Genomic DNA, 24,510 nt, shown 5'->3' with positions numbered 1-24,510 from the left:
TGTAATACGTACAGATCTTGCCAATGAAACTTATTATTCGACAGAACGTATAAATAGAAACGGAGTGTTGGAACAAACGAGAGGATGTGAGCCATGAGTAAGCATGAATCGTCTAAAAGAGAGAAGAAGGAATGGACGGAAGCTAATGCCCAATCAGCTGTAACATTCGCTGGACGGAAAAAGACCAAACGTAAGCGAAGGGGAGGAATTCTCGAAATCGCTTTTACTTTATGGACTTCGTGGAGAAGAACATATATTTTAGTCATTGTACTATTAGTCGCCGCACTTATTACCCTGCCAATAGCAGGCTTTTATTTAATGCAATTGGGCTCTACTTTTACGGAACAAAAGACGGCATTTGTCGAGCGTGTCCAAGAGCTACAGGAACTGACAACGGCAGAAGCTTACTCGAAAGTGCTCATCAAACGCACGGACAATGAATTATTCGGTAAAAACATCGGAGTCAATTTTCCTGGGACGAAGCGGAATTTATTAGTAGTCATTCCAGGTTCTATCAAAGCCGGAATTGATCTTAGTGAAATCACCGAGCAAGATATGCGAGTGGATGAAGACGAAAAACGTATTGAGCTGACAATACCGAAAGCTGATTTTCTCGGTGGTGCAGAACTGTACTTCGATAAAGTAGAAGTCTATTCTGTAGAAGGGTTATTCCGTGGAAAAGCAGATATTAAAGAAGGCTATGAGCTAGCGAATGAAGCCAAAACGTTAATAATGGAAGAGGCATCCGAACAAGGTGTCCTAGAATCCGCAGAGCAAAATGCAGTAAAAACGCTAAAAGACATGTTTTCATTTGCAGGCTATCAACTAGATATTGAATTTGAGGAGTGATGCAAATGGTAGCAGAGTTTCGTAATGATTGGGATCACATACTAAAAGATGAATTCGATAAAACATATTATCAGGAATTGCGTACTTTTCTTCGTGAAGAATACACAAATCACATCATCTATCCGCAAATGTCTGATATGTGGACAGCTTTTAAATTGACGCCTTTTCAGGACGTCAAAGTCGTGATTTTGGGCCAAGATCCTTATCATGGACCCAAACAGGCTCATGGTATGAGTTTTTCTGTCCAGCCTGGCGTGAAAGTGCCACCGAGTTTACGCAATATCTTCAAAGAACTATCATCAGATATTGGAATTGATGCCCCGACTGAAGGAACATTGACAGGGTGGGCTGAACAAGGTGTATTATTATTGAATACTGTACTCACTGTGCGCGAAGGGGCAGCCGCTTCGCATCGTGGGAAAGGTTGGGAACTCTTTACGGACGAAGTCATTCGTAAACTGTCGATGCGCAGTGCACCAATCGTTTTCATTTTATGGGGAAGACATGCGCAGGAAAAAACGGCATTGATCAACCGCAGACGCCATGCAATTATCGAATCGCCTCATCCGAGTCCATTTAGTGCATCCAGAGGATTCTTTGGCAGTAAGCCGTTTACTAAAGCGAATGAGTATTTACGCGAGTGGGGAGAAGAGCCGATAGATTGGGCGAAAACGACCAAGTGATGAATGAGAAAGGATGTGTAACGATGGCAGTCAATTGCTTCGACTGTATCTTCTTTTATACGACTTGGGATCCCGCAAGTCCGCGGGGCTGCAAGGCATATGGATTCAAGACGAAAATGTTACCATCTATAGTGGTAAAGCGCTCCTCTGGTATGGAGTGTATGAAATTTGAACCGAAAAAGGGGATGAAAATGCGATGATCACAGCTGCACAAATGCTCGGAGAAATGGAGCGACAAGTCCGCTTGGCTAAACAAACACAGGATGAAGCAGCACGAAGAGAAGCGATCTATGCTGTGCGAACATTATGTAATTTGATGCTTGGTGATGAAAGGCCATCTGTACCGTCCATCCCGCAAGCTATACAAACGAGCACTGTACATGCGACGCCAATTACGTCGCTGAACGAGCAACCATTGCGTGAAGAGGATGCCAATGGAGAGTCGCTGTTTGACTTCTGATAGCACCAAAAATCGTTCAAACACCTGTCATTTTACATGGTTCAATATGGTAGACTGGAAACAGAATATACAACATTCGTTAGAAAGAAGGAATCATTATGCCGTTTTTCATTATCGCAGGAGCTATTAATGCCGCGATTGCAGTTGGATTTGGGGCATTTGGTGCACACGCATTGAAAGATCGCCTTTCCGAACATTACTTAGCCGTCTGGGAAACCGCGGTACACTATCAAATGTTCCATGCGATTGCATTACTCGCAATTGGTATTTTGATGAGCGACACATTGCTTGGACCATCGACGCAACTATCGTGGGCAGGCTATTTAATTCTGACGGGTATCGTTATTTTCTCTGGAAGCCTGTATGTACTCAGCTTATCTGGAATCGGAATACTTGGCGCGATCACGCCGATTGGTGGCATTGCATTCATCGTAGGGTGGATGATGTTGATCATTGCTGCAGTGAAATTTGGAAGGTAACATAGGAAAACCGCTCACGCATGAGCGGTTTTTTCTTATGGCGTTTGGTTGAAGTAATTTACTTCCTCTGGGAACTCCGCATAATCGAAGTAGATCATAGGGAATAAATAACGTCGTCCTGTCTTGGCTTCACTGAGGATGACGTGATCGCGTCCAGCAGCTTCTACCATACCCGTGATCGCTTTTGTGTTCTTGCCTGATTCTACCGCATGTTCGAATGAAAAATGAAAGACACCGGGTTTTCCTCTGTTAAGCCGTAAGATATTCTCGATGTACGACTGCTCTCTAAAAGGCGGTGTTGGTACGTTCCCCTGTACATTTGTTTGTGGTGGGACCATTTGTTGCTGGGCATAGCCGGGATTCCAATAATATTGAACCATTTCAACATCCTCTCCAGATCTGTTAGTTTTACTCGCGGGCAGTCTTGTTGGGCGAGGGAAATATGCGTTGCGTGTGAACTAGTCTGTGTGAGACGAGCAAGCGCTTTAATTCCCTTTTGTTTGTCGCGATGACAGCTAAAGCAAAACCCCCTTGGTTGTATCTTATGTTGGAGGGTGAGTGGGTATGAATGAAGTTTTTTGAAGAGGTAGGTTCAAAGTTAGGGGAAGGCACCGTTACGCTACGTTTCAGGCGGACGCGTTCGGGAGGGCCCGCGGTAAGCCCCCTAGTCGCTTTGCTCCTTTAGTGGTCTTACCTGTCGGGCTGATCCTCCCCGAGTCGCCGCCTTTAGTGCAAAGATATGCTCCTAACGCTTCGCTTTTACTCGCAAAAGCCGTCCTTCGTAACGGCTCTCACTTCGCTTCACTAGTGTTTCCATTTTGAATTGGAGTGGGGAGTTCAAGATTTGGGGAAGGCAACGTTACGCTGCGTTCCAGGCGGACGCGTTCGGGAGGGCCCGCGGTAAGCCAACCAGGTCGCTTCGCTTCCTTTTGGTTGTCTTACCTGTCGAGCTGATCCTCCCCGAGTCGCCGCCTTCCACTTCGCTTCACTAGTATCTCTTTCTGGTGTTGGAGAGTGAAATTCAAGACCTTATGTTGTGTCTAAAGTTAACTAAGTTAGAAGCCAACAATAATTCTCTTGCTATTAACAGTGATAGTTCTAAGTAACACCGTAGCGTTAGGAGCATGCACTTTTATAGGTTGCATTTGAGTAAGCCACGCCCTCCGGAAAGCGTCCCCAGCTGGAGCTTCAATCCCGAACCACTAGCCCTATATCCCTCTTTCTTCGCAACAAAAAAGCCGCGAAGTGTTTCATTCGCGGCTTGGATCTAACCTATTATACTTCGAAAAATGCTTCGCGCTTGTCTGCGTCTAAAATTGTACCGACGAAGAATGAGCCGAATACGCCGTAGCGTGCGCTGACTTCGTCAAAACGCATTTCATAGATGAGTTTCTTGAACTGTAACACGTCATCGGAGAACAGCGTGACACCCCACTCGTAATCATCAAAGCCGACGGAGCCGGAAATGATTTGCTTCACTTTACCTGCATAACCGCGGCCGATCATGCCGTGGCTGCGCATTAAACTTTTGCGGTGGTCCATGTCGAGCATGTACCAGTTATCTTCGCCTTCGCGCTTCTTATCCATTGGATAGAAACAAACGTATTGGCTACGAGGTAATTCAGGATACAGACGTCCGCGTACATGCGGATTCTGGTATGGATCTTCGTCAGATTCACCTGCTAAGTAGTTCGATAACTCCACTACCGATATATAGGAATACGCTGGGATTGTGTAATCCGCAATTATTAACTTATTGAATTCTGCTTCCAACTGCTGAAGTTCATCCATTGTAGGACGTAATGTCATTAACATGAAGTCTGCCTTTTGACCAACGACTGTATAAAATGCATGACTACCTGTTTTAGCATCATCCGCTTCTTGTATACGCTCCAAAAAAGTTAGGAATTCATTGACTGCTGCCTGACGCTCTTCTTTTGAAATCAATTTCCAAGAAGCCCAGTCCATCGTGCGAAAATCGTGAAGTACATACCAACCGTCTAATGTAATAGCTGCTTCGTTCACTTGAATTCAGTCTCCTTTTAAAATAAAGTAGTTTCTATATCAAGTGTATCATAAACAGTCTTTACTCGTTAAGGAATAAGGTTAGACCCACAACAGGCATTACAAAAATGAATATCTAATAGACAGTTATCTGAAAACTTCAGAATTCTTAGTGTATTAATTGGGCTTTTCAGGTATGATAAATAGGAAAATATAACAAGGGTGGGAATTACACATGGCAGATCTTTTTGAAGGTATTCGTAAGACATTGGAAGGTAAAGGAAAGACGATTGTATTACCTGAAGGAGAGGACATAAGAATAGTAGAAGCGGCTGTACATCTTCAACAAGAGGGGATTATAACGCCAGTTTTATTAGGTAATGAAGAAGCGGTAAATAAAGTAGCAAAAGAAGGTGGCTTTGATATTTCTGAGATTAAATTGATTGATCCTGCAAACGCTTCCTATTTTGAAGAACTGGCGGAAAAATTCGTTGAGCGTCGTGGAGGAAAAGCTACAATTGAGCAAGCGCGCGAGCAATTGAAAGATGTAAACTATTTCGGAACTATGCTAATCTATACAGGACGTGTAGACGGTTTGGTGAGTGGAGCAGCACATTCGACGGCGGATACAGTTCGTCCTGCATTGCAAATTATCAAGACGAAGCCTGGCGTTTCAAAAACGAGCGGTGCTTTCATTATGATGAAAGAAGAAGAGCGTCTAATTTTTGCGGACTGTGCCATTACTGTGAATCCTTCAGCCAAAGAGTTAGCTGAAATCGCTGTGGAAAGTACGAAAACTGCAAAGGCATTCGGAATTGATCCACGCGTTGCGATGCTTTCATTCTCTACTACAGGTTCTGCTGTGACAGAAGAGACGAAAAAAGTGGTGGAAGCGGCTAGAATTGCTAAAGAATTGGCACCTGACCTATTGATTGACGGAGAATTCCAATTTGATGCAGCGTATGTACCAAGTGTAGCAGCGAAAAAAGCTCCAGAATCCGTTATCAAAGGTGATGCAAACGTCTTTATTTTCCCGACGTTGGACGCTGGAAACATCGGCTACAAATTGACAGAACGTCTAGGTGGATACGAAGCGATTGGTCCGATCCTTCAAGGCTTGAATGGTCCCGTCAACGACTTGTCACGCGGCTGTTCTGCAGAAGATGTCTATAAACTTTCTATCATCACAGCAGCCCAGAGCCTATAATGACAGGCTCGTAGTTTGTGAACCGTCTACATATGATCCAGATCAATCACTATAGGAGAGCTAGACATGTCACAAGATAAACATTTACTGAATCAACCAGCTTGGCGTTTCATCGACGAATCCATTTCGGCACGCAATCGTTCTGCGCTCGAATCCTTCGCCATGGATGATACGTTATGCCAATTAGTTGGGCAGCAACAAAGTGTACCGGTTGTCAGGACATGGGTACATGATAAGACGATCGTGTTAGGTATTCAAGATCATCGAATGCCATTTATTCAACAAGCGATGGAAGGAATTGAGCAGCATGGCTATCAGTCGATCGTTCGCAATTCGGGAGGGCTTGCAGTCGTCTTAGATGAAGGGATAGTAAATATTTCCTTAATCTTCTCTGAACAAAAGTCTTCGATTGACATTCCAATAGGCTACGAAGCGATGGTATCACTAGTTCAGCTATTATTTCCTGAGCTTGGCGAACGGATAGAAGCCTATGAAATTGTCGGATCTTATTGTCCCGGATCATATGATTTAAGTGTCGATGGCAAGAAATTCGCTGGGGTTTCACAGCGTCGTTTGCGTCAAGGAGTTGCTGTGCAAGTATATTTATGCGTTGAAGGCAGTGGTTCCGAACGTGCGGAGTTAATACGTGAAGTCTATGAGGAGGGCTTGCAGGGCCAACAGACGAAATTCAGTTATCCTGTAATCCAACCTGATACAATGGCATCGTTATCGGAAATTCTGGATACGCATTTGACGGTCAATGAAGTCGTTATTCGTCTGCAGATATTGTTGCGCTCGTTGACGGAAGATGTGCGTCACGATGGGTTAACAGACGAGGAAATGGAATTGTACGGATTCTATTTGCGACGTGTCTTTGAACGCAATCAAAAGATGTTATCATAGTACGAAAAAAAGCTGCCAATCAGTTATTGATTGGCGGCTCTTTTGATGTGATTAGATTACCATTTGGCTCCATTTTAAACAACGGTGCAACGTGCTCGCTTTCTTCATTTAAAGCGATTAATCGACGTGCGCGATTCATGATTTGGACGAATTGCTCATAGTCATCTTTCAACGTTTTATTCTCTTTTTTCAGATCTTCAATTTGCATTTCTAGCGATTTCATTTGTTCCGTCGCTGTTTTTGCTGTCTGTCTCCATCGAAGTGCATCCGTATCCGCACCACCGTTATGATGCATGCGAATTAAATAGGCAATGACCGTGTCGAGGGATAGGGCTGATAATGGAACCTGGATTTTTTCCTGGCCATCTGCGCCTGTCTCGGGGCTGTACATTTGCTGATTACGTCTTTTAAAATCTGTACCTAGCACACGTAACGTTTGCTTTCTCTCTTTCTTCGCTTCAGAGAGTTCACCCTCGTAGTCTCTTCGAACAACTGCATTCCATCTGAACCCACAAGCTGCCGCTGTTCGATTCAGGGCGTCGCCTACTTCCTCAAATGCACCTAGCTGTGTACTTCCTTCTCTTACATGTCGTAGCACCGTCTCTGCCAATAATTCATCGTCTTGTTCTAACCAAGCGTCTTGTCTAACTTTCACCATCTCCATGCCTCCTGTCTTGTACTCTCTTTCTACTGCCATTATGACCACGGGATGAGTCTTTTATTCAGAGAGTTACAAAATTCTATGAAGATGGTAATAAAATGGACGTTTTTTTAGGTGAGTGGGAGTTAAGTAAAGTCAGTGGGGTGAGGCTGGAAGGGTGTTGGGGTGGGGATTTGCGCTATGGAGAGGACGCTTTTTTCCTGAGGGCCCGCGGCGAGCCAACCAATTCGCTAGTGCAATGATATGCTCTTAACGCTTCGCTTTTACTCGCAAAAGCCGTTCTTCGTGACGGCTCTCGCTCCCTTGGTTGTCTCTCCTGTCGGGCTGATCCTCTGGGGGTCGCCCCACCTACGCGCCAATCCCTTGCAATGTGTGTGGGTGATACTTATAGAAGTTCATTGAAGTTAGGATTGTGATTAGAGTTGTGTAGGAACTTGAACTTAATCAAGCTCAAAGACAACAAAAACTTACACACTGCTTACAAAGGGTGAACCACGTTCTACCACTTACCATGTAGGATTGCTGCGGAAGCTGGGGCGACTCCGGGAGGATCAGCGTGCGCCTTGAGACCCCGCAGGGAGCGAAGCGGACGAGGAGGCTCAAGCCACGCCCTCCGGAAAGCGTCCCCAGCTGGAGCAGCAATCCCCTCGTAGATACTAAGTCACTATCTTAAATTTGAAATTCCACACACAATCCCGTTTAAAATCCGTCAAAGAGTACTATGTCACGTCACGTCGATTTTTGTTATACTGGAACGAATGAAGGATGAGGTGACGACATGGCGTACCAAAACGAAAAACTGCCCGAAGAGAAAGTGTTTAAAGACCCTGTACACAGCTACATACATGTCCGGGATCGCGTAATATGGGACCTAGTCAACACACGCGAATTCCAGCGCCTGCGCAGAATTCGCCAGCTTGGCACTACTTACCTAGTGTTCCACGGTGCAGAACACAGCCGCTTCCAGCACTCGCTTGGTGTCTATGAAATCGTCCGACGAATTCTCGACGACGGCTTCAGGGGGCGTAAAGAATGGAACGAAGAACAGCGACTCGTCGCCCTGTGTGCAGCATTATTGCATGATCTGGGACATGGTCCATTTTCCCACGCATTTGAAAAAGTATTCAATCTGGATCACGAACAATTCACCCAGCAAATTTTATTGGAACAGACAGAAGTCCATGAAGTGCTGCGTCGTGTGTCGCCAGATTTCCCACAAAAAGTGGCAGATGTGATCGACAAAACGTATCCAGACAAACTGGTCGTCAGCTTGATCTCCAGCCAAATCGATGCAGACCGTATGGATTATCTTCAACGCGATGCATATTACACAGGCGTTTCCTACGGCCATTTCGACATGGAACGGATTTTGCGTGTCATGCGTCCGACTGAAGACCAAGTAGTCATCAAGCATAGCGGCATGCACGCGGTGGAAGACTATATCATGAGCCGCTATCAGATGTACTGGCAAGTGTATTTCCACCCCGTGTCGCGAAGTGCGGAAGTAATTCTTATTAAAATTTTACACAGAGCGAAATTTTTATTTGAAACAGGGTATGCATTTAAGCAAGAACCCATGCATTTCATTTCGTTCTTCGCTCAAGAGTTCAAATTGAAAGAGTACATAGCTCTTGATGAGGGCGTGTTATTAACATATTTTCAACTGTGGATGGAAGAAGATGACACGATTTTAGCGGATTTATGCGATCGCTTCGTTAACAGACGGCTATTTCAATATGCCGAGTTCGATCCCGCTGTGCAATATATGAAATTCGGTGAACTGATTACATTGTTTAAAGAAGCAGGGCTCGATCCTGAATATTATTTAGTGACGGATTCTTCATCGGATTTGCCTTACGACTTTTATCGTCCAGGTGAAGAGAATGAGCGTGTGCCGATTTATTTACAACTAGAAAATGGCGATTTGCGTGAACTGTCGCGGCTGTCCGATGTGGTTGAAGCGATATCAGGAAAACGCAGAACAGATCATAAAATTTATTATCCTGAAGACTTGTTAGTAGATGGAAACCCGTTGCATGAGAAGATTTTGGAATTGTTAAGAGGTTAAGAGAGGGGTTGCGGGACTTGCTGCAAGAGCATGCAAAAATCGTTCAGTTTATATCGTTGGCGAATGAAGTAAATGGCCGTAAGAAAATGCAGAAGATGGTTTATATATTAAAGAAAATGAATTTCCCGTTTGCTGAGAAATATGAGCTCCATATGTATGGTCCTTATTCGGAAGAACTGACATTGCGAGTGGAAGAATTATGTGAAATGGGCTTTTTGGCTGAACGTTTTGAGGACAAGGGTTCGTATAAGCAATATTGCTATCAAGTGACGGATGAAGGATCGAAATTCCTTACGACAGCAGAAGCACCAAAAGAACAGTTGCCAAAATGTATCGAGCGATTGAATGAGAAGTCGTCACGCTTTTTGGAATTGGTCTCAACATTGCTATTTTTCGATCAGCTCGACAAAGAGGACCAAATTGCTAAAGTGCGTATCGTGAAAAACAAATTGAACTTCACTGATCAAGAAATGGATCAAGCTTTTGCCTTCATCGAAGAGATGCAAGTAAGTTCAGTCAGCTAAATGGATCAAGTAAAAAGGATTCTCACGATGAGAATCCTTTTGCTGATTTTACTGATCACTCATACGTTTTCCATTTTTAAAAAGATGGTTTTTTGGCATTTCTTCAATGAAAACTGTTACGCTGTCAGTAGTAGCACCAGTCGTTTCCACAACAGCTTGCGTAACTTTTTCACAGAGTGCCCGTTTTTGGTCGTCAGTGCGTCCTTCAAGCATTTTTACTGTGACGTATGGCATTTAGTTTCCTCCTTAGCAGAAAATTCAGGTATAGTACATATAATAACAGAGACGGAGGTCGATTTATATGGCAAATGAGCAAAATTCAAAACCAAAGTTAGGCTTTACGATAATAAAAAATGACCCAACAGATGGACATAAAGGGTTCGGCATAGGTTCGTTGTCGTTGGAAAACATTTCGCCTGTGATCATCGATGTAGAAGCGGGCACTGCACAAGTAGAAATGGGGGCTATGCATGCCCGTAGTGATACGGAACGGGGAATCAAATTCACCACAGACCGCAAAGATTCTGAAGGCGGCAAACCATACTGGCTCGTTTGGGTGACAATTGATTACCGTGAGGAAGGTCCGTATTACGCAGGTATCACAGCTTGCGAAATGATCGTCAACCGTGAGAAGAGACGTGGCTACAAGTTACTGGCAGACCACGTCAACCGTATGGACAAATCCATGAAGAGACAAATTATCGTAGACGAAATGGACGATCGTTCGAAAAAAATTCTTAAGGACTTTCTGAAATCACATAACGCAGAACTTTGGGAACGTAGTACACCTGAATTACATGAAGGTTTGCGCACCGAGTAAGATGTCCAACGGGATACGTAAAAAGTACAATTTTCGTCAAATGCGTCAAAAATGTGACAATTTGCATTACGTACTCTTTGAGGTTGAATGTCTGCAACAAAGGAAGTAAACTAAACATACAGCTTTGCGCTGTAATCTAGGACACCCGCTATGTAGAGGATCGTTTGATGAAACCACAAACCCAAGCAGTGCAGATTCACTCGATTACTACATAACGGTCGAAAAAGCCTCGCTCTCCGCGGATACGGAGAACGAGGCTATTTTAATGGGGATTTAAGAAGTGAAGTCTACTTCCAGCGCTCATAGTATGTGGCTACGCGCTCTATGCTACCGTGCGAACGCACATATTCTGTAGCTAAGCGTACATCCGCCCTATCACTCCCGCTATCCGCTCTATCTGGAGACCGATCCGCTCAAACATCATCGCGATCCGCTCTATGCAAACGTCCAAGCGCTCTATCACACACGTCAGCCGCTCAATCTCTACAGTTTCCCGCTCTATCACTCAAAAAACGAAAACGGGAATAACTCCATTTTAGAATTTTCCTCTTCTCCCGAATGTTGTTCTCTCAACGAGCGATCCGTGCATAACTTCTTCGGTACATCTTTATCCTTCACATAGATCAATCGTTGCTTCGCGCAATCATTGACCGCAATCCCGCCAGTTTCGATATCCACAATGACGCCTTGTACGCCTGAAGGGGGAAGGAAGGGTTGTGGGGCTGTTCCTTCATGCGCCGCTTCCATGAAATCGATCCAGACTTTTTTTGAAACGGTTTTATCCTCCAAATTCTCTAGTTGCTTGCCACGGTCAAAGCCTGTCCAGATGCCTGCAGTTAATGTGGGCGAGAATCCAATCAAATACTGATCCGATATCGTCGTCCCGGACTTCGCTGCATAAGGTCGTGTTTGTTTCGGTCGCATTGACAAGCCTGTAGAAGTTAAATAATCATTGAAAACAGGGTCGAACATTCCTGTCATCAAATGCGTTAGCACAAATGCGTCTTGTTCCGACATGGCTTGCTTTGGCTTCTTAGAAGGGTGCTCATAGACTAGTTTTCCATTCGCATCCGTAATCGATAGAATCATTTGGGGTTCGACTTGTTTACCTTTTGACGCAATACGATTATACGCTGTCGTCATCTCGAATAATGTCACATCGGATGTTCCAAGCGCGACTGCTGGGGATTCGGGAAACGAGACATCGATGCCTAGTCGCTGCGCCATTTTTGTGTACGGCTTGTAACCAACTTGCTCAAGCGTTTTGACTGCATAAATATTATCTGAAATGGCAATCGCCTGTGCCAATGAAATCGGCTTCACCGCAAACTCCCCGTTAATATTGCTTGGCTCATATGTCGAACGACCGTCATCATACGTAAACACTGTCTTTTCAGCTGTCATGAATGTTAACGGATTCATACCTTTTTCTAGCGCTGTTGCATAGAGGATGGGCTTCATCGCAGATCCCGGCTGACGTTTCGCTTGAGTTACTCGGTTGAAGGAGCTGTCGCCAAAATCCACTCCGCCTATCATCGACGTCACGAACCCCGTGTCTGCAGCCATGGAAATAAATCCGACTTGCAGGTCATTTGCGGGCATAGCTTGTTTAATTGCTTGTTCCGCTGCTTGCTGGTGCTGTTGATTCAACGTCGTTCGGATTTGCCAGCCGCCTTCTGCAGGTACACGTCCTTTTGATGCGAGGATGTCTTCTGCCTCTTGCCACGCAGCATCCAAAAAGTACGGTGCCACTTGCTTCATATCTTTCCAACTCTCTGTCTTCAGTACGATCCTCTCTTCTACCGCGCGTTCCTTTTGCTCGGCTGAAATATAATCGTACTGCTCCATTTGATCGAGCACGAGCAGTTGGCGGTTGCGTGAATTCTCGGGATTATCAAGAGGTGAATAAATAGAAGGTCCTTTTGCAATCGCCGCAATCGTAGCCGCCTCTTCCAATGTCAGCTCTTTCGCCGCTTTTGAGAAATAAAATCGGCTCGCCGCTTCGACCCCGTACATTCCATGACCGAAGTAGACGGTATTTAAATAACCTTCCAAAATCGTATCCTTGTCATAGAAAACTTCGAGTCGATAAGCAAACAATGCCTCATGCAGTTTCCGTGTCCAAGACTTTTCGTGCGTCAAATACAGATTCCGCGCATATTGCATGGTAATCGTACTCGCGCCTTGTGCCTTACTCATCGTTTTGACGTCCTTCAGAACTGCACCCGCAATCCGTTTATAATCAAATCCATTATGCGAATAAAATTGTTTATCTTCAGTTGCCACGAAAGCATCTGTAAGAAAAGGGGATATATCGGACAGCTTCATCCAGTAACGTCTATGTTGCGAAAAGTGATCCCCGATCTGATGCCCGCTATGATCGAGGAACAATGAAGCCTTCGGTACGCTTAATGATGGGGCACCAAGTACTTGAGCATATATTCGAAGGGCGATTAAGACCGTCACGATCGCGGCTATCGACGTGATCGACAGGGAAAATACAACCATTTTCATTTTTTTACGATTGGTGGATTTTATATAGTCGGTACGTTTCATTACTCATCACATCCCGTTCCATTCAGTATCTTTTGACAGTATGGGACGGTTATGGACGGATTAAACGGACTGTAGGAAAAGTTTAGACGTGTAACATTGAAACTGGTACCAGAAGAAGTGTATAATGAGTGAATCTATTTACTTAAGGCGGTGAACGAATGGAAGCGCCAAAATTGAAAGTTCAGCTCCGTTCCGTTATTCAACATCCAGACCAGCAAGCGGAAACGCATACGATGCAGGCGACTGGAGAGATCATTGAGAAAAAAGGGCAGGCCTACTTATTGTTTGAAGAACGGACAGAAGGAATGCCAGTAGTCCGAACGACCGTGAAATTACATGCCGAAGATGCCTTCATCATGCGTAAAGGTGGCGTGCAGATGCGCTTACCGTTCAGACAAGACGATGTCCGTTTCGGCACATACGGTAATGGTCCTGCCGTTATGGATTTAGCCGTTTATACCAATCAACTGGAGTGGGTACCTGGACGCTTTACCGTAGCGTACGACTTACATTCAGACGAAAGTTTATTAGGGAAATACCATTTGACAATAACCTACTCGGAGGTAACACAATGAATGCAGTAGAGCAGATTCAACATGAAATTAAAGAAGCGTTGCACGAAGCGATTGAGAAAGCACAACTAGTCGAAGGTGCGGATATTCCGGAAATTAAACTGGAATCACCAAGAAGTAAAGAGAACGGCGATTATGCAGCGAATATCGCAATGCAGTTGACAAAACTCGCGAAAAAGCCACCGCGTGCAATCGCGGAAAGTATCTTGGAGCATCTTGATACGACAAACACGGCAATCGACTCCATTGAAATTGCTGGACCCGGTTTCCTCAATATCCGCTTGAAAACAGACAGTCTCGGAGATATCGTGAAATCTGTCCTGGACCAAGGAGCAGACTACGGACGTTCCGACAGCGGACAGCAACAGAAGATCCAAGTTGAATTCGTTTCAGCGAACCCAACAGGCGACTTGCACTTAGGACACGCACGCGGGGCATCACTTGGTGATTCATTATGTAATATTCTTGACAAAGCAGGCTATGACGTAGCGCGTGAATACTACATCAATGACGCGGGTAATCAAATAAATAACTTAGCGTTATCGATTGACGTTCGTTATTTCGAAGCACTTGGATTAGAAAAAGAAATGCCGGAAGACGGCTACCGTGGTGCAGATATCATCGCCATCGCAAAAGGCCTCGTTGAACAATATGGAGACAAGTATGTCCATGTTCCAGAAGAAGAGCGACTTGCATTTTTCCGTGAACACGGCTTGAATATCGAATTAGATAAACTAAAGAAAGACTTAACGGACTTCCGCGTGCATTTCGACAACTGGTTCTCGGAAACGTCCCTATATAACAACGGCAAGATCGAAATCGCACTCCAAAAACTTCGTGAAAATGGCCATGTCTTTGAAGAAGACGGCGCGACTTGGTTCCGCTCCACTACATTTGGTGACGATAAAGACCGTGTATTAATCAAGCAAGACGGTTCATTCACGTACTTAACACCGGACATTGCCTATCACCAAGACAAGCTAAGTCGTGGATTTGATAAACTGATCAATATTTGGGGAGCAGACCACCACGGATATATTCCACGTATGAAAGCAGCAATCCAGGCGCTAGGTTATGACCGCGATACGCTCGAAGTAGAAGTGGCGCAAATGGTTCAGCTCTATAAAGACGGAGAAAAATTCAAAATGAGCAAGCGCACAGGAAAAGCGGTCACATTACGTGAACTCGTAGAAGAAGTCGGACTAGACGCTGTACGGTATTTCTTTGCGATGCGCTCAGGCGATGCACAAATGGACTTCGATTTAGATTTGGCGGTATCCAAATCCAATGAAAACCCCGTCTACTACGCACAATACGCGCACGCACGTATCTGTTCAATCCTACGTCAAGCAAAAGAACAGAACGTGGAAGCGTCAACGACAAACGTCACGCTATTGCAAGATGAGAAAGAATTGGAGCTACTGAAGAAGCTCGGAGATTTCCCGAAACTTATCAGCGACTCAGCTCGCATGCGCGCACCGCACCGCGTGACGACATATATTCAAGAACTAGCAGCTACATTCCATAGTTTCTACAATGCGAATAAAGTGCTCGACCCGGAAAATAAAGACCTGTCCGAGGCACGTTTGGCTTTGATCACAGCAACTAAAACGACGATTGCGAACGCATTGAAATTAGTTGGCGTTGAAGCACCGGAAAGAATGTAATATATCGAAAATGGCCAAGCAGATTTTTTACTGTTTGGCTTTTTTATGTCTTTGGAAGTACTGCCTGTCAAAGTTTCATCAAATCCAACGAAATATCCCAATAGCGCGATCTTCAAGCAGTTTGGCGCGGTTACATAGAGTAATTGCGCGGTGTTAAACACGAAATGCGCGGTCTCTTCCAGTTTTAGCGCGGTTCAACCTACCACCACAAGAACAGGTAGGAAGTGGGGATGACTTTTGAAAGATCAGCACCGCCCTGTACAACCCTCACTATTACCGCTATAATAAAGCATAATTACATATCTTCTAAAAGGTTCTCAATACTAGAGATGAAAAGTGAAATCGGTTCAAATCCGATGCGGTCCCGCCACTGTACGTGCTATGCACAAGCCAGGTCACCTGCCTTTTTAGAAAATGAAGTTCCGCAGCAACCTACGAGGATAGGTGTAATGGAAGAAGTCACGTCCTGATTTCATCCCACCTAATCCTTCGAATGATCGAAGGATTTTTTTCGTGTCTGCGACTTGCGTAATGCAACACACATATTAAAGGAGGAACACACATGAAGAAGTTTTTACAACTACTGCTGACAGCAATGCTCGCGGTACTACTACTCGCAGCATGTGGAAGCGATAGTGCAAAAGAAGAAACACCAGCAGATGAAAATCAAGCTGGCGAAGAAACGAAAACGGAACAAGCATCAACGGATACAACGAGTTATCCATACACTCTGACAGATGCGATTGGCAAAGAAGTTACATTTGAAAAAGTGCCGGAAACTGTCATTTCATTACTTCCAAGCAACACGGAAATTTTATACGGGATTGGTGCAGGAGATAAAGTCATTGCAGTAACAGAAAACGATGACTATCCTAAAGAGGTAACAGAGCTAGATACAGTAGGGGACTTTACGGTCAACATAGAAAAAGTGATTTCATTGCAACCGGAAGCGGTGTTCGCACATGAAATGATGTTGGGTTCGAATGAAGAAGGATTGAATCAGATTCGTGACGCAGGCATCCCTGTGATCGTTATACAGAATGCAGGAACATTTGAAGAGACATATGAAACGATTGAATTGATTGGTAAAGTTATGGACAAAAATGTGGAAGCGAATCAAATCGTTGAAGATATGAAAACGAAAGTCGCTGATATCGAAAAGAAAGCAGCGGACATTACGGACAAGAAGCGCGTGTTCATTGAAAACTCCGATGCGCCTGAAATTTACACGGCAGGAAAAGGAACTTTCCCACAACAGTTTTTGGATATGATCAATGCTGAAAACATCGTGACAGAAGAAGGTTGGATTATGATCAGTCCTGAAACGATTGTAGATGAAAATCCAGATGTAATTTTGGCAATATATAGCTATGTTCCAAACGTTGTAGAAAATATTAAGACGCGTGACGGGTTTGATGCAGTTACTGCGATCAAAGAAGATCGAGTCATTCAACTGGATGAAGATATTACAAGCCGTACAGGTCCGCGTTTGGCTGACGGATTAGAATCGTTTGCGAAAGCAGTCTATCCTGAGGTATTCGGTGAATAAAACTGCGCTCGCCTATGTCGTGTCGATTGCCATGCTCCTTGTGGCAATCTGGCTCGGCGTATCGATCGGTACAGTGAAAATACCAATAGAGACGCTATGGAATCAATCGGATGCGACCGCGAGTAATATTTTGTGGAAGATCCGTATGCCACGTGTGTTGTTGGCCGGAATTGTCGGTGCCTCACTGGCTATATCAGGAGCCGCGTTCCAAGGGCTTTTGAAAAACCCGTTAGCTGATCCTTACACCCTCGGAGTGTCATCCGGTGCCTCTGTCGGCGCCGTGATCACACTCTTTTTTGGTATATCGCTGCCGGTTCTTGGCGCGTTCACCTTACCTGTATTTAGTATGATGGGTGCCGCAATCACGATGTTTTTAGTGATCGGTTTTGCTCGAATGGTCGACCGATCAATGAAAATGGAGACGATCATTTTAACAGGAATCATTTTTGGCTCATTTCTCGGCTCCGTGCTGTCGCTGATGATCGCGTTAACGCAAGAAGAACTCCGTCAGATCGTCGGTTGGCTGCTTGGTAGCGTATCGATGCGCGGCTGGAATTATATTCTGATGGTCCTGCCGTTTTTTATCATCGGTACATTTATGCTGTGGCTTAATCGCCGCGAATTGAATGCTTTATTATTCGGTGAAGAACGTGCGCATCATCTTGGAGTCAATGTCAAACAACGTAAATTGATGATTTTGCTAGGCGGTTCGGTCTTAACTGGTTCCGCTGTTGCCGTGTCTGGAACAATCGGCTTCGTTGGCCTAGTGGTCCCGCATATGACAAGGATGTTATGGGGCTCCGATCACCGTCACGTCTTGCCGTTATCATTGTGTAACGGTGCATCATTATTGATCATTTGCGATCTCGTGGCGCGAACGATTATTTCACCGGCGGAATTACCGGTCGGTGTCATTACCGCATTCATTGGCGCTCCGGTGTTTGCCTATATCTTTTACAAACAACGTAGAAAAGGAGCGATGTGAAGATGTTGCAAGTGGACAATTTGTCGGGAGGCTACGGAAGAGAACCGATTGTGCGAAATGTGTCGTTCCACGTGGAAAAAGGAGAAGTTCTCGGGATTTTAGGGCCGAACGGGAGCGGGAAATCTACATTACTGAAAATTATATCGGGGATTTTGCCGAAACAAAGCGGTAGGGTAATGATTGCCGGAAAGCCTTCTGGTGCCTATACGCAGAAACAATTCGCACAGCAAGTAGCCGTCTTGCCACAGCTTCATGCCCATGCGTTTTCTCATAGCGTCAAAGACACCGTCGCGCTAGGTCGTTATCCGTATCAGACCGGAATTTTTTCAAGTTGGTCGGAGTTTGACGAGCAAGCAGTAAAAAAAGCGATGAATTATACAGGTGTCACGCGATACGAAAATACCGCCATTGAATTATTGTCAGGCGGCGAGCAACAACGCGTATTTGTTGCACAAGCACTAGCCCAGCAAGCACCTATTTTATTATTGGATGAACCGACAAATCACCTCGACATCGCACATCAGCAACAATTGCTCGATACGATCCGCAATCAAGCGAGACAGAAGGGGATCACGGTCATTTCGGTATTTCATGACATCAATCTCGCTGCTCTGTATTGCGATCGCTTGTTGCTATTAAAGAACGGAGAAGTAGCTTCAATCGGCGTGCCGCAAGACGTCGTGCTCGAGCAAGAGATTCATCATGTATACAATGCGCGTGTCAAAACACAGCCTCATCCTGAAATGCCGAAGCCTCAAATGACGCTGTTGCCGAACTTGCAAGAAAAGGTGGAGCTATTTACTGTAAGGAAGGCAGACATAACGATTAAGGAAGATCACGTATTGTTGCAATCAAGCCAATCGCTGAAGACGATTTCTTCCGCTGTCCATAATGCGGGACTTGGCTGGTACAAGACATTCGTCAATCGGGGCGTACGTGCGGATTATATGATTGATGATGTTCAACGGGAGAATACGGACTATTTGCGTACGCTTGGCTATCATCTGACAGATACAGTCGCGATGATGACAGCCGTTAGTCCCGAGCACGTTGAAGTAGAAGAGTACGAAGGAGAGTTCGGCTCGATTGTCGTGGCGGTGACAGCAGGTGTTGGAAACGCGGTGGATGTTTCGAAGTCTTGGCAACGTGAAGATATTCCTTACATAGGTACGATCAATACATGGGTATTCATTAACGGGGAATTAAGTGAAGAAGCTTTCGTCCAAGCATTGATTACCGCAACAGAAGCGAAAGTGAAAGCACTGCAAGACGAGCAAGTGAAAGATCCAGAATCCGGCACAGTCGCTACAGGTACTTCGACAGATAGCATGTTAATCGCATCTACACAACAAGGAGAATACTTGCCGTATGCGGGGCCCATTACTCAACTCGGCAAGTTGATCGGTAAAGGGGTCTATGATTGTACGGTGCGAGCTATTCATTCGTATCGATTAGCAGTTGGTGAGCACAGATGATCCCTGCACATTTTATTGCGATCGCCATTGGCATGGTGCTCGACCGGCTCATTGGGGATCCGCCTAACTGGCCGCATCCAGTCAAGTGGCTAGGTACGACGATTAGTAACTTGACGAAGCTATTGAATAAAGGCCGTATGCGGACAATAAAAGGGGCGATAGTCTGGTTGCTTATTTGTCTGACGACGTTTCTGCTCGTCATCTGGCTCGTCAGTATCGCGTATCGCCTGCATCTGTTGGCGGGTATCGCAATCGAAGCGCTGCTTATTGCGGCGGGACTTGCACAAAAGAGTTTGCGTGACGCAGCGTTGCTAGTCTATGAGCCATTGAAGTCAGGAGATATGAATGAAGCCCGTGAAAAACTCAGTTGGATTGTCGGCAGGGATACGAAGGAACTCGGTGAAAGTGAGATAGCCCGTGCTACGATTGAAACGGTTTCAGAAAACACGTCTGACGGGATCACGGCCCCATTATTTTGGGCATTCTTGCTCGGTGCACCTGGTCTATGGCTGTATAAAGCGATCAATACACTTGATTCCATGGTGGGGTACAACGATGAGCGTTATGGTGAATTTGGAAAAGTTTCGGCTCGTATAGATGATCTCTTTAACTGGATTCCTTCAAGAATGACAGGATTGCTCATTCTATTATTCACTCCAAACGAAGGTGGACATTCATTTACCAAGCGGATTAGCGGCTGGCTGGGCGATGCGAAAAAGCATTTGAGCCCAAATAGCGGCTATCTTGAAGCAGCAACGGCATGGCAACTCAATATTCAGTTGGGCGGATGCAGTACATATCGCGGAGTAGTGTCGGAACGGGCGATACTGGGTCCGGCAGTCATTGCGAATAAAGAACATATCCGCTCCGCTACTTACCAAATGCAAGTCGTGTCTTGGACATTCTGGTCACTTGGCACAGTAATAGGAGGGATTTTCTATGCGTTTGCCTGAACATGGCGCAAACAGTAAACGACTGTACACATCAATGAATATTCCTATGCCTGATGAAGTGTTGGATTTTAGTGAGAACTGCAATCCAGCAGGACCTCCGCCGTCTGTAATGGAAGCGTGGCCTACGTTGGTATCAACACTTAACAGCTATCCCGATCCAGACGGTCAGCCATTTCGTTCGGCTGTTTCGGTTTTTCATCAAGTAGACGAACAACACGTGCTCGTCGGCAATGGTGCGGCAGAAATACTATCTTTATTGGCAGGGCATTACCGAGGCAAACGAGTAATCATAATTGACCCAACCTTTTCCGAATATCGCGCTACGCTTGAAGTGAACGGTGCAGAGGTCGTATCGCTTCAAGCTAGTGAAGCAGAAGGTTTTGAATTGCCTATGCGTAAAATTCTAGAGGCATTACCTTTAGCGGATGCGATATATATATGCACGCCAAATAATCCGACAGGCTTGTTACCTTCAAAAAGCGAGCTAATAACGATTATAGAAGCGGCTAAAAGTAGTGCGACAGATGTTGTGCTAGACGAAGCATTCATTGATTTTGTCGATGAATCCAAGTCCTTTATTCCACAAGTCGCCAACTATCCGAATTTGTTAATCGTGCGCTCGATGACGAAAATGTATGCGATACCCGGCATCCGTCTAGGGTATATCATTGCACATCCCAAACGAATCAAAACGCTGAAACAACGAGCTTCGCATTGGCATGTCAACGGACTTGCTGCTGAAATCGGGGTGTTCTGTTTACAGGAAGAAGCGTATCGTGAACAGGCGATTTTGCACGCGCAAACAGAACGCGTAAATATGACGCAGTTCCTACGCTCGCATAGTTGTGAAGTTCTCGACTCTTCCGCTAATTATCTCGTCATGAAGCCCGTGCAAGATGCGAAGAAGCTTTATCAAGATTTATTGAATCAAGGGATCGTCCTGCGGCATTCGGAAAATTTTCGCGGAATGGACGGGCGTTGGTTACGGATCGGAATGAAGTCCGAAACGATGATGGATACACTGCGGGAGGCGATGGATCAATGGTTCAAGCGACAGTAACATTCATCAGTGGCGGAGCGCGCAGCGGAAAAAGTGCGTATGCGGAACGACTGCTTACGAATCAAACGGCAGGTCGCCTCATCTACATTGCATCCGGTGTAGCAGCCGATGAAGAGATGAAGCATCGGATTGATCAACATAGAGAAGATCGTCGACATGCAAATTGGCACACAATCGAGCAACCGAAACATCTCCATAAAGTGTTGCCGTTTCTAAAACCAGGTGATCTCGTTTTATGGGACTGCCTCACTACATGGCTCGCTAATGAAATGTATGAAGGATACGAAGAAGGTACACCTTGCGTTCATAGCTCGGGGTGTTTAGAACAAAAGCAAAATCAACTACTTCACACGATAAAGCAAATGAAAGAAATTGTCTCACAGCTAGTCATTGTTTCAAATGAAGTCCTCGATGACTGGCAGCAATATGGAGAAGAGACGGAAATATACCGCCAAACCATCGGCATACTGCATCAACAAATCGTGGAGTTTGCAAATCATGCGATTGAAATGGATCACGGGTTGCCAATCGTCTGGAAAGGTGAGAGTTTATGAACGGATTAATGATCGTTGGCACTGCTTCAGATGTCGGTAAAACGATGATTTGCACCGCACTATGCCGGCTACTTGCGAATGAAGGTGTTCATGTTGCACCATTCAAATCACAAAACATGTCGGGCTTCTCTGAAACATTAGCGGACGGACGTGAAATCAGTCGGTCTCAATTCCAGCAAGCACAAGCAGCTCGCACACAACCGATCGTGGAAATGAATCCGATTTTGATGAAGCCGCGAGACGATATGCAGGCTGACGTTCTATTTATGGGCGTACCGCTTGAGACAATAGGCGGACAATCCTTTCGTGAAGAGTGGTTCGATAAAGGTCTTGAAACGATCCGAGGAGCGTTAGATTATTTGTCCGATCACTACGATATGCTGATCATCGAAGGAGCGGGAAGTACCGCAGAAGTAAATTTGATGGATCGTGAACTGACGAATATGCGCGTTGCGGAACTGGCAGATGTGCCTGTTATACTAGTTGCAGACATTTCTAAAGGCGGTGCATTTGCATCGATTGTTGGCACGCTTCAACTACTTTCAGAAGAAAGGCGTCAGCGTGTCAAAGGTATTATCATCAATAAATTTTACGGTGACGCGTCTTATTTCGAAAGTGGCGTGAAATTTATTGAACAATACACCGGGATCCCGGTGGCTGGTGTCATTCCCGTCTTAGAAAACCATGGAATACCAGAAGAAGACATGGATCGTACCACGCTTCCTGCAATGGAAGGTGTCGATGTCTACGAACAATGGGCTGATCAAGTTAAGCAACATATCGACTGGCCGTTGATTCAATCTATTTTGGCGTAAAGGAGCGAGAAGATGAATAGCATTTTACTAGCGCTCCAATTTTTCACGTCACTTCCTGTTCATAAAGAACTGCCGTTAGGGAAAAAAGAAGTTTCCGGTATGTACATCGCGTTGCCGTTCGTTGGGGGCGGTATTGGCGTACTGCTAGCAGGCGTTGCGTATGTTACAAGTGATTTTAATAGTTTCCTAACTGCGGTACTCATTTTACTCGCGGGATTGGTTGCGACTGGTGGCTTACATGTAGACGGATTTGCGGATCTCGGCGATGCATTCTTTTCTTATCAGGATCGTGAAAAACGTCTAACTATCATGGATGATCCGCGACTCGGTGCATTCGGCACATTGTCGTTACTCGTTTTGCTCTGCTTGAAAATTGGCTTATTCATTGAAATTCTGCAGCTTGTAAACGGTTGGGCATTGCTTGTCGCGGTGCCGATTCTCTCTCGCGCTGCTGTAGTAGGGTATTACACACTGACGAAAACCGCGAAAACAAGCGGCATTGCGTACTTTTTCAAACAACAATTTTTACGCGGACGGATGCTAGTTGCATCGAGCGCGATCAGTGTAGTGACGATTGTTTTGTTAAGTATTCAATTCCGCTCCATTTTATTACTCCCCGTTATGCTACTCGTCATATGTTTAGCGATCTGGCTTTATCATCTCTGGACGATCAAACATTTCGGAGGCGTCACAGGGGATCTATGCGGGGCATTCATTGAAGGAATGGAGGTGCTATTATGGGGCGTCCTTATCGTATATTTCTCGTTCGGCACTTAACGACGACTGCCAATGAACAGCGACTCTATTGTGGGTGGACGGATAGCGAATTGGTGTCGCAAGAAGGCGAGGCCATTGAATTTCCAGTAGCCGTCCAACATGTAATGGGAAGTGATTTGATCAGAACCCGTCAAACTGCGGCCATTTATTTTCCACGAATAGACTTTACGGCTGATGTGCGCTGGCGGGAATGTCATTTCGGGGATTTTGAAGAGCAGTCGTATGAGCAGTTGAAAAATGATCCTGATTACCGCAATTGGCTAGACGATGCGTGGAACACACCACCGCGCAATGGGGAAACATTGCAGCAAGTAAAGTCACGCGTGTTGGATGCATTAGCCGAGTTGCCGAATGAAGCGGTCGTCGTGACACATGGCGGCGTGATTCGCGTAGTGCTCGATACATTCACACAAGAGCAGCGTTCATTTTGGGAATGGAACGTTACGAACGGATCCATTTGGCAACTCGAATGGGCTAGCGAGAATGAATTCAAGGAGGGGAAGCCATGCACGTCGTTATCGGAGGTGCCTATAACGGTAAAACGGACTATGTGAGACGTTGGATTGGCGATTCGTCGGCGTATTTCTGTACAATGGATACAGCAGCAACCGCTAAACCCGGTAAATCACTTGTCATTTCGGGTTTACACGAGTGGCTGATGACTACGGATATAACAGAAATAGAGGCCAGCAACGCGGTACGCGAAATCAGCGGACCGAATACTGTCTTTATTTTGACAGAAATCGGGCGGGGCATTGTGCCGCTTGATGCACAGCAACGGGAACTACGCGATCGATGCGGCCGTTTGTATCAGCAATTATTCACAGAAGCAACAACGGTTACAAGAATTTGGTATGGTATTGCTCAGACAATCAAAGGAGTGAAGTGA

At 45.3% G+C, this 24,510-nt stretch carries 27 protein-coding genes and 1 riboswitch; of the genes, 22 read left to right on the top strand and 5 right to left on the bottom strand.

Annotation, left to right across the window (positions count from 1 at the left end):
• Window positions 1-93: 93 nt before the first annotated feature.
• The 5 genes from CSV77_RS03460 (at window position 94) to CSV77_RS03440 (ending at window position 2,471) form a co-directional block, all read left to right on the top strand.
• Window positions 94-849 (top strand): DUF4230 domain-containing protein, encoded by a 756-nt coding sequence (locus CSV77_RS03460; RefSeq protein WP_099672298.1) that lies wholly within the window; start codon window positions 94-96, stop codon window positions 847-849.
• Complete coding sequence (locus CSV77_RS03455; RefSeq protein ID WP_199203701.1) at window positions 849-1,532, top strand: uracil-DNA glycosylase; 684 nt, start codon at window positions 849-851, stop codon at window positions 1,530-1,532. Before CSV77_RS03460 ends, CSV77_RS03455 begins: the two co-directional genes overlap by 1 nt.
• Before the next feature lie 23 nt (window positions 1,533-1,555).
• The gene (locus CSV77_RS17085) at window positions 1,556-1,732 is read left to right on the top strand and encodes a uracil-DNA glycosylase (RefSeq protein WP_083034898.1); all 177 of its coding nucleotides are present in this window, start codon (window positions 1,556-1,558) and stop codon (window positions 1,730-1,732) included.
• Window positions 1,729-1,992 (top strand): YwdI family protein, encoded by a 264-nt coding sequence (locus CSV77_RS03445; protein WP_099631203.1) that lies wholly within the window; start codon window positions 1,729-1,731, stop codon window positions 1,990-1,992. The genes CSV77_RS17085 and CSV77_RS03445 overlap by 4 nt, the downstream gene beginning before the upstream one ends.
• A 98-nt stretch (window positions 1,993-2,090) precedes the next feature.
• Window positions 2,091-2,471 (top strand): DUF423 domain-containing protein, encoded by a 381-nt coding sequence (locus CSV77_RS03440; protein WP_099672296.1) that lies wholly within the window; start codon window positions 2,091-2,093, stop codon window positions 2,469-2,471.
• Window positions 2,472-2,506: 35 nt separating this feature from the next.
• On the opposite strand, the gene gerQ is transcribed toward CSV77_RS03440, so the two are convergent.
• On the bottom strand, window positions 2,507-2,851 hold the full coding sequence (gene gerQ / locus CSV77_RS03435; protein WP_099672295.1) for a spore coat protein GerQ: 345 nt from the start codon (window positions 2,849-2,851) through the stop codon (window positions 2,507-2,509).
• Between the two features lie 895 nt (window positions 2,852-3,746).
• Window positions 3,747-4,496: a hydrogen peroxide-dependent heme synthase gene (hemQ, locus tag CSV77_RS03430; protein ID WP_099631207.1), complete on the bottom strand. Its 750-nt coding sequence runs from the start codon at window positions 4,494-4,496 to the stop codon at window positions 3,747-3,749.
• Between the two features lie 214 nt (window positions 4,497-4,710).
• Between hemQ and pta the strand changes: the two genes are divergently transcribed.
• Window positions 4,711-5,682 (top strand): phosphate acetyltransferase, encoded by a 972-nt coding sequence (gene pta / locus CSV77_RS03425; protein WP_099631208.1) that lies wholly within the window; start codon window positions 4,711-4,713, stop codon window positions 5,680-5,682.
• Window positions 5,683-5,748: 66 nt separating this feature from the next.
• Window positions 5,749-6,585 carry an octanoyl-[GcvH]:protein N-octanoyltransferase gene (gene lipL / locus CSV77_RS03420; RefSeq protein ID WP_099672294.1) on the top strand — a complete coding sequence of 279 codons (837 nt, stop codon included), beginning with the start codon at window positions 5,749-5,751 and terminating at the stop codon, window positions 6,583-6,585.
• Between the two features lie 19 nt (window positions 6,586-6,604).
• Here lipL and CSV77_RS03415 read toward each other — a convergent pair whose 3' ends face one another.
• Window positions 6,605-7,243, bottom strand: coding sequence for an RsfA family transcriptional regulator (locus CSV77_RS03415; protein ID WP_099672293.1), 639 nt, complete (start codon window positions 7,241-7,243; stop codon window positions 6,605-6,607).
• 781 nt (window positions 7,244-8,024) lie between these two features.
• Between CSV77_RS03415 and CSV77_RS03410 the strand changes: the two genes are divergently transcribed.
• Together CSV77_RS03410 and CSV77_RS03405 are read left to right on the top strand one after the other, a co-directional pair.
• Entirely contained in the window at window positions 8,025-9,314 is a 1,290-nt protein-coding gene (locus tag CSV77_RS03410; RefSeq protein ID WP_099637520.1) for an HD domain-containing protein, read from the top strand.
• Between the two features lie 17 nt (window positions 9,315-9,331).
• Window positions 9,332-9,838, top strand: coding sequence for a YwgA family protein (locus CSV77_RS03405; protein ID WP_085132664.1), 507 nt, complete (start codon window positions 9,332-9,334; stop codon window positions 9,836-9,838).
• Window positions 9,839-9,886: 48 nt separating this feature from the next.
• Here CSV77_RS03405 and CSV77_RS03400 read toward each other — a convergent pair whose 3' ends face one another.
• The gene (locus CSV77_RS03400) at window positions 9,887-10,072 is read right to left on the bottom strand and encodes a 2-hydroxymuconate tautomerase (protein WP_099631212.1); all 186 of its coding nucleotides are present in this window, start codon (window positions 10,070-10,072) and stop codon (window positions 9,887-9,889) included.
• 67 nt (window positions 10,073-10,139) lie between these two features.
• Between CSV77_RS03400 and CSV77_RS03395 the strand changes: the two genes are divergently transcribed.
• On the top strand, window positions 10,140-10,658 hold the full coding sequence (locus CSV77_RS03395) for a YwhD family protein (RefSeq protein WP_099672292.1): 519 nt from the start codon (window positions 10,140-10,142) through the stop codon (window positions 10,656-10,658).
• A gap of 501 nt (window positions 10,659-11,159) precedes the next feature.
• Here CSV77_RS03395 and CSV77_RS03390 read toward each other — a convergent pair.
• Complete coding sequence (locus CSV77_RS03390) at window positions 11,160-13,214, bottom strand: transglycosylase domain-containing protein (protein WP_099672291.1); 2,055 nt, start codon at window positions 13,212-13,214, stop codon at window positions 11,160-11,162.
• A 158-nt stretch (window positions 13,215-13,372) separates the two neighbouring features.
• Between CSV77_RS03390 and CSV77_RS03385 the strand changes: the two genes are divergently transcribed.
• From CSV77_RS03385 to CSV77_RS03330, 12 genes are all read left to right on the top strand, one after another.
• Entirely contained in the window at window positions 13,373-13,789 is a 417-nt protein-coding gene (locus tag CSV77_RS03385) for a YwiB family protein (protein WP_099672290.1), read from the top strand.
• The gene (argS, locus tag CSV77_RS03380) at window positions 13,786-15,453 is read left to right on the top strand and encodes an arginine--tRNA ligase (protein WP_099672289.1); all 1,668 of its coding nucleotides are present in this window, start codon (window positions 13,786-13,788) and stop codon (window positions 15,451-15,453) included. Before CSV77_RS03385 ends, argS begins: the two co-directional genes overlap by 4 nt.
• A 294-nt stretch (window positions 15,454-15,747) precedes the next feature.
• A riboswitch (cobalamin riboswitch) is annotated at window positions 15,748-15,874 on the top strand.
• Window positions 15,875-16,015: 141 nt separating this feature from the next.
• A complete protein-coding gene (locus tag CSV77_RS03375; RefSeq protein ID WP_099672288.1) occupies window positions 16,016-17,002 on the top strand; it encodes an ABC transporter substrate-binding protein in 987 nt (328 codons plus the stop codon).
• On the top strand, window positions 16,995-17,987 hold the full coding sequence (locus CSV77_RS03370) for a FecCD family ABC transporter permease (protein ID WP_099672287.1): 993 nt from the start codon (window positions 16,995-16,997) through the stop codon (window positions 17,985-17,987). The genes CSV77_RS03375 and CSV77_RS03370 overlap by 8 nt, the downstream gene beginning before the upstream one ends.
• 2 nt (window positions 17,988-17,989) lie before the next feature.
• Window positions 17,990-19,462 (top strand): adenosylcobinamide amidohydrolase, encoded by a 1,473-nt coding sequence (locus tag CSV77_RS03365; RefSeq protein WP_099672286.1) that lies wholly within the window; start codon window positions 17,990-17,992, stop codon window positions 19,460-19,462.
• A complete protein-coding gene (gene cbiB, locus CSV77_RS03360; RefSeq protein WP_099672626.1) occupies window positions 19,462-20,415 on the top strand; it encodes an adenosylcobinamide-phosphate synthase CbiB in 954 nt (317 codons plus the stop codon). Before CSV77_RS03365 ends, cbiB begins: the two co-directional genes overlap by 1 nt.
• Window positions 20,402-21,475, top strand: a complete 1,074-nt coding sequence (gene cobD / locus CSV77_RS03355; RefSeq protein WP_099672285.1) for a threonine-phosphate decarboxylase CobD — start codon at window positions 20,402-20,404, stop codon at window positions 21,473-21,475. Before cbiB ends, cobD begins: the two co-directional genes overlap by 14 nt.
• On the top strand, window positions 21,457-22,029 hold the full coding sequence (locus CSV77_RS03350) for a bifunctional adenosylcobinamide kinase/adenosylcobinamide-phosphate guanylyltransferase (protein ID WP_099672284.1): 573 nt from the start codon (window positions 21,457-21,459) through the stop codon (window positions 22,027-22,029). Before cobD ends, CSV77_RS03350 begins: the two co-directional genes overlap by 19 nt.
• On the top strand, window positions 22,026-22,844 hold the full coding sequence (locus CSV77_RS03345; protein ID WP_099672283.1) for a cobyric acid synthase: 819 nt from the start codon (window positions 22,026-22,028) through the stop codon (window positions 22,842-22,844). Before CSV77_RS03350 ends, CSV77_RS03345 begins: the two co-directional genes overlap by 4 nt.
• Before the next feature lie 12 nt (window positions 22,845-22,856).
• The gene (gene cobS / locus CSV77_RS03340; RefSeq protein WP_099672282.1) at window positions 22,857-23,621 is read left to right on the top strand and encodes an adenosylcobinamide-GDP ribazoletransferase; all 765 of its coding nucleotides are present in this window, start codon (window positions 22,857-22,859) and stop codon (window positions 23,619-23,621) included.
• Window positions 23,582-24,175, top strand: a complete 594-nt coding sequence (locus tag CSV77_RS03335; RefSeq protein WP_099672281.1) for a histidine phosphatase family protein — start codon at window positions 23,582-23,584, stop codon at window positions 24,173-24,175. Before cobS ends, CSV77_RS03335 begins: the two co-directional genes overlap by 40 nt.
• Window positions 24,127-24,510, top strand: coding sequence for a bifunctional adenosylcobinamide kinase/adenosylcobinamide-phosphate guanylyltransferase (locus CSV77_RS03330; RefSeq protein ID WP_099672280.1), 384 nt, complete (start codon window positions 24,127-24,129; stop codon window positions 24,508-24,510). The genes CSV77_RS03335 and CSV77_RS03330 overlap by 49 nt, the downstream gene beginning before the upstream one ends.

The sequence above is a fragment of the Sporosarcina sp. P16b genome, from assembly GCF_002743065.1.
In the GTDB taxonomy this organism is placed as follows: domain Bacteria; phylum Bacillota; class Bacilli; order Bacillales_A; family Planococcaceae; genus Sporosarcina.
This window is presented reverse-complemented; position numbering and strand designations above follow the sequence as displayed.